Here is a 12,362-nt window from a genome sequence, read left to right on the forward strand (position 1 = left end):
TGATGGTGACGAGCCGCGAACTCGGCAAGACGCGCCTTCCGCTCTGGGCGGCGGGGTTCATCGTGCTGATTTGCGTTGAGATCCTCGGCTTGAGCGCCTGGCGCGAATGGGAAGCGCGCAATGCCGATCTCAGGACCGCCGAGATCGACGTCACCAATCTGGCGCATTCGCTGATCCAGCACGCGGACGATACGTTCGAACTCGCCGATACGATCCTGGTCGGCTTGGTCCATCGGCTCGAAATCGACGGGACGGGTCCGGATGCGATTGCGAAACTCCAGGCCTATCTGCCGACACGCAAATCATCGGACCGCATCCGCGGCATCTTCATCTACGATGCGACCGGCGGGTGGCTTGCCACGACTGAACACGTCGACTTCTCCAAGCTCAACAACAGCGACCGCGACTATTTCCGTCACCATCGCGACTCGCCGGCGACGGGCACGCTGATCGGACCGCCCGTCAAGAGCAAAGCCGGCGGCCAATGGATTATCACCGTGTCCCGCCGGATCAACGATTCCGACGGCGGCTTCGCCGGCGTTGCGCTGCTCACGATCGACGTCAGCTATTTCGTCAAATTCTACGAGCGCTTCGACTTCGGGCCGAACGGCTCGGCCTCGCTGCTCAACAATAGCGGCACCATGCTGGCGCGCAGTCGCGACGAGAGCGGCGCCTTCGTCGGACGCGACCTGTCCAATGCGCCCTTGTTCAGAAGTTGGAAAAGCCGCCCCCCGGGGCGGTCTACTATTTCAGGTCGCCGATCGATGGCGTGGACCGGCTGAGCTACTACCAGCGCAGCAGCCGCTATCCCCTGATGGTGCTGGCGAGCAAGTCGCAAGACGACGTGCTGGCCTCCTGGCGACGCGCAGCGACCACACGCATGACCTTCGTCCTCGGCCTCGTTGTGCTGATCGCATTGATCGGCTCCTACCTGGTCCGTCAGCTGGTGCAGCGGCAGCGCATGGCCCAGGCCTTGGTCGCCAAGGAAGCAAATTTCCGCCTGCTGGCCGAGCAATCCAGCGACATGGTGACCCGGATCGGACTGGACAACCGGGTGCTCTACGTCTCTCCCTCATGCGCGCGCATCACCGGCTGGTCCGCCGAGGAATTGCTGGGCACTTCGGCGCTCGCCGGCATTCACGCGGACGACATGGAACGGGTCCGGCAAGCCATCACCGCGCTGAAGAACGGCGAGGCCGAGGAGGCGCGGTTCGTCTATCGCCAGCATCATCGCGACAAGGGCGAGATCTGGGCCGAGGCGGCGCTGCACGTGACGCTGGCGTCGGACAGCGGTGCGATCGACGGCGTCGTCGCGGTGGTGCGCGACATGACCGAGCAGAAGGACCTTCAGGACAAGCTTGCCTCGCTGGCAACGACCGACGGCCTCACCGGTCTCGCCAACCGGCGCGCATTCGACGAACGCCTGGCCGACGAATGGGCGCGTGCCCGGCGCGACGGCATGCAGCTCTCGTTGCTGCTGATCGATGTCGATCATTTCAAGAAGTTCAACGACCATTACGGACATCTGGCGGGCGACGCCTGCCTGCGCGCGCTCGGCCGGATTCTGTCCACCTACGCGAGACGTCCGGCCGACCTCGCGGCGCGTTACGGCGGCGAGGAATTCGCGGTGCTGTTGCCGAACACCGGCCCGGATGGTTGCGCCGAGGTCGGCGAAGGAATTCGCCAGGCGCTGCTCGATCTCGCTATGCTGCATGCGCAGAATCCGCCTTCCCGGCTGGTGACTGCAAGCGTCGGCGGCGCGGCTGCTCTTCCGTCCCAGACCACGATGGACTGCAGCACGCTGGTCGCGGCCGCCGATCGCGCGCTCTACGCCGCCAAGGACAGCGGCCGTGACCGGCTGGTGATGTCAGGACAGGTGGTCCCCTGGCCCGCGAAGAGGGCGTGACGTCGGAGATTCCGCCCTCGAAACTCGCCGACGTTGGGCCTCGCATCGGCTGGTTTCTGCTCCGCGTTTGTCGTCCGTATTCGGACAGGATATGACTCGGACGGCCGGATGTTCGGCCACTCCGAGAGTGCTGCTGTGACTAATGGGATCAAGCTCGTCCTCTTCGACATGGACAATGTCCTGTGCGACTACGACAGGGGAAAACGTGTCGCATGTCTGGCGGAGCTTGCGGGATTGACCAGCGAATTCATCCACAAGGCGATCTGGGACAGCGGATTCGAGCTGCTCGGCGATTGCGGGGCTCTCGATGCCGCCGACTATTTGCGGGGCTTCGGCGAGCGCATCGGCTATCCGCTCTCGCTCGACGAATGGGTCGAGGCGCGGCGCCGTTCAATGCAGGCCAAACGCGCGATGCTGGAGATTGCCGGCAGCTTGCGTAAGACCGTCGACATTGCCGTCCTGACCAACAACAGCACGCTGGTCGCTGACCATATCGACACGCTGCTGCCGGACTTGCGCCCGCTGTTCGGCTACCGAATCTACACCTCGGCCCAGTTCAAGACCGCGAAGCCGGACCCGCGCTGCTACCGCCTCTGTCTGTCGGAGCTCAACGTGAGGCCGGAGACCGCCCTGTTCGTCGACGATCTCATGGCCAATGTCGCCGGCGCACGCGAGGCGGGTCTGTTCGCGCATCACCACACGTCGGTGGAGAGCTTCAAGCAGGCCCTTTCGGAGCACGGCCTGCTTCACGAATGATCCGTGGCCTTCCGCCGGCATCAAGCCAGATGGCACGAGACAAAATGCCCGCCCGCCCCTTCTCTCAGCTCCGGCGCGCTTTCAGCGCAGCGCGGCTGGGCGATCGGACAGCGGGTGTGGAAGTGGCAGCCGGATGGCGGCTTCATCGGGCTCGGCACGTCGCCCTTGAGGCGGATGCGTTCGCGCTTGAGCTTGGGATCGGGCACCGGCACCGCGGATAGGAGCGCCCTGGTGTAGGGATGCTGCGGGTTGCGGTAGAGGTCGCTCGCTTTCGCCAGCTCGACGATGCGGCCGAGATACATCACCGCGACGCGGTCTGAGATGTGCTCGACGACAGAGAGATCGTGCGCGACGAACAGATAGGTGAGGTTCAGCTCGGCCTGGAGATCTTCCAGGAGGTTAATCACCTGCGCCTGGATCGACACGTCGAGCGCGGAGACCGGCTCGTCGCAGACGATCAGCTTCGGTTCGACCGCGAGGGCGCGCGCGATCACGATGCGCTGGCGCTGGCCGCCGGAGAATTCGTGCGGATAGCGCCGCATGTGCTCGGCCTTGAGCCCGACCTTGACCAGGAGAGCCGCGACGCGCTCCTCGCGCTCTTTCGCGGACGAGGCGAGATTGTGGATGGTGAAGGCCTCGCCGAGGATCGCGCCGACCGTCATGCGCGGATTGAGCGAGGCGAACGGATCCTGGAACACCAGCTGCATGTTCCGCCGCATCGCGCGCAGATCGTTGCCGCCGAGCTTGCGCACGTCCTTGCCGTCGAAGGTGACCTCGCCGTCGGTCGGCTCGATCAGGCGCAGCACACAGCGTCCCGTCGTCGACTTGCCGCAGCCGGACTCGCCGACGAGACCAAGCGTCTCGCCGCGATTGACCGAGAACGACACGCCGTCGACCGCATAGACGGTGCCGACCTGGCGCGACAGCAGGCCGCCGAGCACAGGGAAATGCTTCTTCAGGCCGCTGACGCGGAGCAAGGGCTCGCTCATGCCGCGCCTCCCAAATTAGTATCTCCCAGATGACAGGCCATGCGGTGACCGGGCGCGATCTCGCGCAGCAGCGGCTCCTTCTCGGTGCAGACCTTCATGGCAAACTTGCAGCGCGGGGCAAAGCGGCAGCCGACGGGCGGATTGATCAGGATCGGCACCGAGCCGCCGATCGCCTCCAGCCGCGTCTTGTGCTCGCTGTCGAGGTCGATGCGCGGGATCGAGCGGATCAACCCTTGCGTATAGGGATGGCGGGGATCGCCGAAGAGGTCATCGACGAGTGCCTCCTCCACCACCTTGCCGGCATACATCACGACGACACGCTGCGCGGTCTCGGCGACGACGCCCATCGCATGGGTGATCAGCATCACCGCCATGCCGAAGCGGTCCTTCATGTCCTGGAGCAGGTCGAGGATCTGGGCCTGGATGGTGACGTCGAGCGCGGTTGTCGGCTCGTCGGCGATGATCAGCTTCGGCTTGCAGGCAAGCGCCATCGCGATCATCACGCGCTGGCGCATGCCGCCGGAGAACTGGTGCGGATAGTTGTGCACGCGGCCTTCGGCGTTCGGGATCTGCACCAGCTTCAGCATCTCGATGGTGCGCTCGAGCGCCTGCTTCTTGGTCACAGCTTCGTGCCGCCGCAGGCTCTCGGCGATCTGCTCGCCGATCGTGAGCACCGGATTGAGCGAGGTCATCGGCTCCTGGAAGATGAAACCGATCTCCTTGGCCCTGATCTCGTCGAGCTGATTGCTCGTCAGCGGGACGAGATCGCGGCCCTCGAAGATGATCTGGCCCGCCGCGATCCGGCCCGGCGGCATCGCGATCAGCTTCAGGATCGACATCGCCGTCACGGTCTTGCCGCAGCCGGACTCGCCGACGACGCAGAGCGTCTCGCCTCTGTTGATGGAGATGTCGACGCCGTCGACGGCCTGGAGGATGCCGTCGTCGGTGGAGAAGTGGGTTTTCAGGCCCTTGATTTCGAGCAGCGGAGCCATCAGATCACCCGTCGCGCATCGAGCGCGTCACGCAGGCCGTCGCCGATGAAGTTGATGGCGACCACCGCGATGAAGATCGCGCCGCCCGGAAACAGCGCCCAGTGCGGACCGATGTCGAGAAAGTCCTTGGCATCGAACAGCAGCCGGCCCCAGGTCGGGGTATCCGGCGGGAAGCCGAGGCCGAGGAAGGACAGCGTCGATTCCGCGATGATCGCAGCGGCGACGTCGATGGTGCCGGCGATGATCACCGGGCCGACCGCATTCGGCAGGATGTGGCGCACCACCTGCCGCACCGGGCTGGCGCCGAGCGCGCGCGCGGCTTCGACGAACTCCTTCTCGCGGATCGACAGGAATTGCGCACGCACCAGACGCGCCACCGGCATCCAGCGAAGGCCCCCGATCACGAGCACAATCAGGATGAAGATGCCGCCCTCGGGTCCGAACAACTGCTTCAGCCCGTCGCGGAAGAGATAGATGAGCAGCAGCAGCAGCGGCAGTTGCGGCAGCGACAGGAAGAGGTCGGTGAGCCACATCAGGCCGTGCCCGAGCGCGCCGCGCGACATGCCGGCGAGTGCGCCGATCAGCGTGCCGATGAACACCGAAACCAGCATGGCGGCGAGACCGACCGCGAGCGAGATCCGTCCGCCATAGATCATGCGCGCCAGGATGTCCTGGCCGAGATCGTCGGTGCCGAAGGGATGCGCGAGCGATGGGCCCTGCATGCCTGCGACGATGTCGATGTCGTTGATCTTGATGCGCCAGATGAACGGGCCGATCACCACCGCCAGCACCAGGATCAGGAGCAGGAAGGCGCTGATCACGGCGAGTCTGTGGCGGCTGTAACGCCGCCACGTCTCGCGCCAGGGCGAGTAGACGCCCCGCTCAGCGGAGGGAGATGCGAGGGTCAAGCCAGCCATAAAGCACGTCCGCGATGAGATTGAACAGCACGACGAGGCACGCGAAGACGAAGGTGACGGCCATCACCACCGGCGTGTCGTTGGAAAGGATGGAGGAGATCAGCAGCGAACCGATGCCGGGAATGCGGAAGATCTGCTCGGTGACAATGGCTCCGCCGAACACCGCGGGCATCTGCAACGCAATCAGCGTCACGACCGGGATCATGGCGTTGCGCATCACGTGCTTGATGATGACCTTGGCCTGGCCAAGGCCCTTGGCGCGCGCTGTGGTGACGTAGTCGAGCCGGATCACGTCGAGCATCGCCGAACGCACGAAGCGCGTCATCGACGCCGCCTGGAACAGGCCGAGCACCGCCACCGGCATGATCGCCTGCCTGATCATCTCCAGCACCCAGCGGATGCCGGTCGCCTTGATGTCGGTCGTATAGACGAAAGGCAACCAGTCCAGCGTGACCGAGAAGATCAGGATGAACAGGATGCCGGTGAAGAAGGTCGGCAGCGAGAAGCCGACGAAGGCGAGCGTATTCGCGATCTGGTCGAACAACGAATAGGGCTTGGTCGCGGCATAGACCCCGACGGGAATCGCGATCAGGAGCGCCAGGATCTGCGCCGAGCCGATCACGTAGAGGGTGGCCGGCAGGCGCTGGAGGATCAGCGTATCGACGTTCATCCGGCTGACGAAGGAGAAACCCCAGTCGCCGTGCAGCATGGCGTTGAGCCAGTGCAGGTAGCGGAGGTGAATCGGATCGTCGAGGCCGAACTTGGCCCGAAGCGCCGCCTGCACTTCGGGCGGCACGTTCGGATTGGTCGCCAGCTCGGAGAACGGATCGCCGGGCGCGAGCGCGAGCACGACGAACAGCACGACCGAGATTCCGAGCAGGCTCGGAATCGCGATCAGCAGGCGACGCAGGACGTATTGGCTCATGAGGGAAGGGCCCCGTCTAGAGTTGGGGGATCATTCCTCGCGGTACCAGTCGAACAGATTGTCGGTTTCGTTGGCCCAGCCGGAGATCACCGGGCGCAGCGTGTTCGAGGCCGCCTCCACCTTGAGCCGGTGCTGCGCCGGAATGAACACGGTGTCCTGGAACAGGAGGTCGTTGGCCTTGATGTAGAGCGCCGCGCGCTTGACCGGATCCATCTCGCCGTCGGCGGCGTCGATGGTGGTGTCGTACTCCTTGTTGACATAGCGCGGGAAGTTGGTGCCCTGCCACTTGTTCTCCTTCGTCGCCACGTTGCTCGAATGATAGCGGCGCATGTGCTGGGCCGGATCCGGCTGGCTCATCGGGATCTGGAACATCTCGATGTCGGCATAGAACTTCGCATAGGTGTCGGGATTGGCGACGTCCGACGAGAAGAACACCGAGGCCACGACCGACTTCAGCTCGACGTCGATGCCGGCCTTCTGACAGGCCTGTTTGACGATCGCCTGGGTCTTCTGGCGCGGGCCGTTGATCGAGGTCTGGTAGAGCAGCTTCAGCTTCTTGCCATCCTTCTCGCGGATGCCGTCGGCGCCCGGCTTCCAGCCGGCATCGTCCAGGATCTTCGAGGCCTTCTCGATGCTGAACTCCCATGAGGTGTTCTTGGAGACGAACTTTTCGGGGCCATTGAGGAAGTTCGCGGTGGTGCGGCCGGCGCGGCCATAGATGGCCTTCTTGATGGACTCGCGATCGACCAGCAGCGACAGCGCCTTGCGCACGGCGGGGTCGGAGAACAACGGATGCTTGGTCTTCATCGAGGAGCGTTCGCCGTCGACCTCGGTGTTGGGATCGGTGAAATTGAGCGCAATGAACTCGGTGTCGCCGCCCACGGCATAGATGGTCTTGCCCTTGCCGCCCTTCTCCAGGCGCAGGAGGACGTCGTCCTCGACCTGGATGTTCCAACCAAAATCATACTCGCCGGTCTGGATCACCGCGCGTGCGGCCGACACAGCGTCGCCGCCGCCCTTCATCTCGAGCGTGTCGAAATAGGGCCGGTTCGGCATGTGATAGTCTTTGTTGATCTCGCCGCGGATCAGGTCGCCGGGCTTGAACTCGAGGAACTTGTAGGGGCCGGTACCGACGGGCGCGAGGTTGTTCGGCGCTTCGCGAGACTTGGAGCCCTTGTACTCGGCGAACAGGTGCTTGGGCAGAATCTGTCCGGTTGCACCGACAAAGGCGTCCGCCCAGAACGGCGTCGGCTTCTTGAAGGTGAGGCGGACCGTGAGGTCATCCACCTTCTCGACCGTGATGTCGCGGTAGGTCGCCACAGTGACGGCGGCCGTCGCCGGATCGATGATGTACTCCCAGGTGAAGACGACGTCGTCGGCCGAGAACGGCTTGCCGTCGTGCCATTTCACGCCGGGCTTCAGCTTCCACGTCACCGACTTGCCGTCGGCGGCCAGCAGGCCGTTCTGGGTCGAGGGAATTTCGGACGCCAGAACCAGCTTCATGTTGCCGTCCGGATCCCAGCAGGCGAGCGGCTCGTAGAACAGGCGCGAACCGTCCTGGTCCTTGGTGCCGGTGGCGAAATGCGGATTGAGCAAGGTCGGGCCCTGCCACCACAACAGCTTCAATGCGCCGCCACCGCCGCGCTTGGTCGGCTTGTAGATCGAGGCGCCCTCGGCCATGGCGACACCGCCGAGCGCGAGGATCTGGTTGGCCAGCGGTGCGGTCAGGCCCACGGCAGCCAGGCGCTGGATGAAGGCGCGGCGATCCATCCGCCCGTCCTTCACCTGGCCGATCATCGAACGCAGTTCTTTATCCAGCATGGTTGTCCCCCGTCTGGTTTCCATAGTGATGAAGGCGGCCGTGAAGTGCGGCCGCTCATTTGGCTGGCAGTAGATGGCACACCGAATGGGGTGGACGTCAACTGGGACCGTGTGTGTGCAAACGGTCTTCTGGCTGCCGGTTGGGCAAAACTGCGTTCCGTCAGCCCATCCGTTCGGCAATCCAGCATCAAAACATGCTGGATTGCGCGCTGCACTGCGGAAAATTTGTTCGCCGGATCAGACGAAGTATCGAGGCGAAATTCTACGCCACGGACATATCGAGCGGCGGCGCGACGTGGTCCGGCAACGGACACACGTAAGGCGTCTTGGCCGTCCGCTTCTGAAGATCCGCCTTGGCAGACTTGATCAGTTCCGGTTCCGTCAGCGCCTTGATGCCGAGCCCGGCCATCGCCTTGGCCGCCTGCACCATGGCCTTGTGGGCATGCGGGCTCTTGCCTTGCGCGACCACCTGCCAAGTGTGGAAGGGCGTGCCGATTGCAACCGTCGGTGCGTGAACCTGCACGGTCGGGACCACCCAGCTCACGTCACCCACATCGGTCGAGCCGACCAACGGGTTGCGCTTGGCATCCAGCGGCACCAGGAAGTCGGCCAGCGGCCGATCGGTCGGCTCCATACCGATCGCGTAGTAGACCGACGAGATGTCCTTGTCGGTCAGCGTCGCACGGATCTGGCCGGCAAAGCTCTTGTCCGCGTCGTCGAAATGCGGCGGTCCGAGCTCTTCCATCACCCGGTGCAGCGCCTGTTCCAGCGGCGTGTTCGGCAGGATGTTGGAGACCGCGGAGATGATCTTCATTTCCACCTTGGTCTCGGTCATCAGCGCCGCGCCCTGGGCGATCTTGGACACGCGCTCGACCAGCTCGTTCATGCCGGGAAGATCGCGGGCGCGGATCGAATAGCGCACGCGCGCATGGGCCTGCACCACGTTGGGCGCGATGCCGCCGGTGTCGAGCAAGGCATAGTGCACGCGCGCGTCGCTCGGCATGTGCTCGCGCATGTAGTTCACGCCGACGTTCATCAATTCCACCGCGTCGAGCGCAGAACGGCCGAGATGCGGCGAGGCCGCCGCATGCGAGGTGCGGCCGGTGAAGATGAAATCCGCGCGCGTGTTGGCGAGCGACGGCGTCACCGCCACTTCCCAGAAGCTGTGCGGATGCCAGGTGATGGCAATGTCGGCATCTTCGAACGCACCGGAGCGCACCATGAAGGCCTTTGCCGCGCCACCTTCCTCTGCGGGGCAGCCGTAATAGCGCACGCGGCCCGGCACCTTGTTCTCGGCGAGCCAGTCCTTCACCGCAGTCGCGGCGAGCAGCGCGGCGGAACCGAGCAGATTGTGACCGCAGCCATGGCCGTGGCCACCGGTCTCGATCGGACGGTGCTCGGCGACACCCGCCTCCTGGCTCAATCCCGGCAGCGCGTCATATTCACCCATGAAGGCGATGACCGGACCGCCCTCGCCCCACTCGCCCATCAGCGCAGTCGGGATGCCGGCGACGTTCTCGGTGATGCGGAAACCCTGATGGCGCAGCTCGGCCAGATGCTCGGCGGCGGACCGCGCCTCGGTGTAGCACACCTCGGGCATGCCCCAGACCTTGTCGCTGAGGTCGATGAAACGCGCCTTGATCGTGTCGACGCCACGCCAGATGTCGCTGCGGTTATCCATGCTTCGATCCGTGATCCCTGGTCAAACGAAGCGGCAATGGTTAGCAGCTTCGTTGCACGGCGCCTAGCACCTCGCCGGACACCAGCCATGCGGCGGCTGCCGGATCGAAGGGCCGCCTGCCATCTGTGCACGAACCGTCGCTAAGCCTTTCGAAGATTTCACGCGGCGTTCTCTGGAATAGTTGGGAACGAGGCTTTCAAGACGGCGTCCTCCGGCCTAAATTATGCGTGCTTCGCACCTCGTTCCGCCGGCCACGGCGGAGCGATGCTCTCAGCCAGGAGAACTCCATGCCCGCCCTGACCGAATGGAGAGTGCCGCCGGCCAATCAGCCGCGTGCGAGCGATTATGGTTTCGATCTCGACCGCGCGCTCGGCTCCGTCGTCGGCCTGCACGCCATCATCCCGCCGGACGCCTTCAGCGCCGAGACGCTGGGCACCGAACGCGCCGGCAACGGCGTCGTGATCGACGACGGGCTGGTGCTCACCATCGGCTACCTCATCACCGAGGCGGAATCCGTATGGCTGCACCTCGCCGACGGGCGTGTCGTCGAAGGGCATGCGCTCGGTTTCGATTCCGTCACCGGCTTCGGCCTGGTACAGGCGCTCGGCCAGCTCGACGTCGAACCCCTGCCGCTCGGCACCTCGGCGGAAACGCGGATCGGCGACCGCGTCGTGGTCGGCGGCGCCGGCGGCCGCACGCGCTCGGTTGCGAGCCAGATCGTGGCCAAGCAGGAATTCGCCGGCTATTGGGAATATCTGCTGGATGAGGCCATCTTTACCTATCCCGCACATCCGAACTGGGGCGGCACCGCGCTTCTCAACGAACGCGGCGAGTTGATCGGCATCGGCTCGCTCCAACTCGAGCGCGAACGCGACGGCAAGGCCGAGCATGTCAACATGATTGTGCCGATCGATCTCTTGAAGCCGATCCTCGATGACCTGCGCAAGTTCGGCCGCGTCAACAAGCCGGCACGGCCCTGGCTCGGGCTTTACTCGACCGAGATCGACAACCGCGTGGTGGTGATCGGGATCTCCGCCAACGGTCCGGCCGCGCGCGCCGAGCTCAAGACCGGCGATGTCATCCTCGCCGTGGACGGCGACAAGGTCACGAGCCAGACCGGCTTCTACAAGAAGATGTGGGCGCTCGGCGCCGCTGGCGTCGACGTGCCGCTCACCGTGCATCACGAAGGCGTCACCTTCGACGTCACGGTGACCTCGACCGATCGCTTCAAGCTCCTGAAGGCGCCGAAGCTGCACTGACGCAAGGCTTGAGGAAGCGGCGATGACCGAGGCCGTGGTGGACGACATTGTGGCCGTGCTGCCGCCGCTGCTCAATGCGCTGGAGGCGCTCGGTTTCTTCCAGCGGCATCTGCATCCGCCGGCCTTCGCGTCGGTGATGAACGCGATCGGCGCGCCTGACGAGGCGCTGCAAGCGGCGCAGGCAGCGATCGGCGACTGGCCGGAGCAGTTCACCGGCCTACGCGGTCGGCTCGATCGCGCCTGCGACGAGACACTCGCCGCCTTTGCCGGCATTCGCGAGATCGAGCGCGGCAATGGCGATCTCGTCGCGGTGTTCCGCGCGCTGCGCCACCTGCCGCGGGCACAGGAGGCGCTCTATCCGCTGGCGCTGCAGTTTCCGCCCGTGAGCAGCTTCTTTCTCAACGCTGCCAATCGCGAAAATGCCGACCTGTTGTCGCGGCTCGAAGTCGGCGCGAGCGAAAATACCGGCATCTTCCACGATCACAACGAGCCCGGCAGCCGCGGTGGCTTCTCGGTCGATGTGCCCGAATATTACACGCCCGATCGCGCCATGCCGCTGGTGATGGCGCTGCATGGCGGCAGTGGCAACGGGCGCGGTTTCCTGTGGAGCTGGTTGCGCGATGCGCGCAGCCTTGGCTCAATCCTGGTGGCGCCGACGGCAACCGGCCCGACCTGGGCGCTGATGGGCGATGATGGCGACACGCCGAACCTCATGCGTATCCTCGAGACCGTGCGCGGCCGCTGGAGCATCGATGCCTCGCGCATGCTGCTGACCGGCATGAGCGACGGCGGCACCTTCTGCTATGTCACCGGCCTCGACGCCGCCTCGCCCTTCACGCATCTTGCGCCGGTGTCGGCGACTTTCCATCCGCTGATGGCGGAAATGGCGGACGCCGCGCGCCTCCAGCGCCTGCCGGTCTTCATCATCCACGGTAGGCTCGACTGGATGTTTCCGGTGCAGACCGCGCGGCAGACGCAGGCGGCGCTCTCTGCCGCTGGCGCCGACGTCACCTATCGGGAGATCGACGACCTCAGTCACACCTATCCGCGCGAAATCAACGCGGAGCTGCTGCAGTGGCTGAATGGGACATGAACGATCCGTCCTTATCTGTGCCG

Annotated in this window: 9 protein-coding genes and 1 pseudogene; 4 read left to right on the forward strand and 6 right to left on the reverse strand. The window is 64.8% G+C overall.

The genetic code is table 11. From position 1 onward, the window contains the following. The first annotated feature begins 2 nt into the window (after positions 1-2). Positions 3-1,906, forward strand: a pseudogene (locus ACSKB8_RS05900) (sensor domain-containing diguanylate cyclase). A gap of 108 nt (positions 1,907-2,014) precedes the next feature. Next, a complete protein-coding gene (locus tag ACSKB8_RS05905; RefSeq protein WP_438103167.1) occupies positions 2,015-2,662 on the forward strand; it encodes an HAD family hydrolase in 648 nt (215 codons plus the stop codon). A gap of 20 nt (positions 2,663-2,682) precedes the next feature. On the opposite strand, the gene ACSKB8_RS05910 is transcribed toward ACSKB8_RS05905, so the two are convergent. From ACSKB8_RS05910 to ACSKB8_RS05935, 6 genes are all read right to left on the reverse strand, one after another. Continuing rightward, complete coding sequence (locus ACSKB8_RS05910; protein WP_438103169.1) at positions 2,683-3,651, reverse strand: ABC transporter ATP-binding protein; 969 nt, start codon at positions 3,649-3,651, stop codon at positions 2,683-2,685. After that, positions 3,648-4,643 carry an ABC transporter ATP-binding protein gene (locus ACSKB8_RS05915; protein ID WP_091891311.1) on the reverse strand — a complete coding sequence of 332 codons (996 nt, stop codon included), beginning with the start codon at positions 4,641-4,643 and terminating at the stop codon, positions 3,648-3,650. Before ACSKB8_RS05915 ends, ACSKB8_RS05910 begins: the two co-directional genes overlap by 4 nt. Next, the gene (locus ACSKB8_RS05920; RefSeq protein ID WP_370990187.1) at positions 4,643-5,560 is read right to left on the reverse strand and encodes an ABC transporter permease; all 918 of its coding nucleotides are present in this window, start codon (positions 5,558-5,560) and stop codon (positions 4,643-4,645) included. Before ACSKB8_RS05920 ends, ACSKB8_RS05915 begins: the two co-directional genes overlap by 1 nt. Next, entirely contained in the window at positions 5,526-6,485 is a 960-nt protein-coding gene (locus tag ACSKB8_RS05925; RefSeq protein ID WP_091891317.1) for an ABC transporter permease, read from the reverse strand. The genes ACSKB8_RS05920 and ACSKB8_RS05925 overlap by 35 nt, the downstream gene beginning before the upstream one ends. Positions 6,486-6,515: 30 nt before the next feature. Then, a complete protein-coding gene (locus tag ACSKB8_RS05930) occupies positions 6,516-8,306 on the reverse strand; it encodes a peptide ABC transporter substrate-binding protein (protein WP_438103171.1) in 1,791 nt (596 codons plus the stop codon). A 262-nt stretch (positions 8,307-8,568) separates the two neighbouring features. After that, positions 8,569-9,987, reverse strand: coding sequence for a M20 family metallopeptidase (locus ACSKB8_RS05935; RefSeq protein WP_438103173.1), 1,419 nt, complete (start codon positions 9,985-9,987; stop codon positions 8,569-8,571). Between the two features lie 287 nt (positions 9,988-10,274). Between ACSKB8_RS05935 and ACSKB8_RS05940 the strand changes: the two genes are divergently transcribed. Together ACSKB8_RS05940 and ACSKB8_RS05945 are read left to right on the forward strand one after the other, a co-directional pair. Next, a complete protein-coding gene (locus ACSKB8_RS05940; RefSeq protein ID WP_438103175.1) occupies positions 10,275-11,246 on the forward strand; it encodes a S1C family serine protease in 972 nt (323 codons plus the stop codon). A 22-nt stretch (positions 11,247-11,268) separates the two neighbouring features. Then, positions 11,269-12,339 carry a phospholipase gene (locus ACSKB8_RS05945; RefSeq protein WP_438103176.1) on the forward strand — a complete coding sequence of 357 codons (1,071 nt, stop codon included), beginning with the start codon at positions 11,269-11,271 and terminating at the stop codon, positions 12,337-12,339. Positions 12,340-12,362: the final 23 nt, after the last annotated feature.

Source organism: Bradyrhizobium sp. BR 1432 (genome assembly GCF_051547705.1).
GTDB lineage: Bacteria > Pseudomonadota > Alphaproteobacteria > Rhizobiales > Xanthobacteraceae > Bradyrhizobium > Bradyrhizobium zhanjiangense.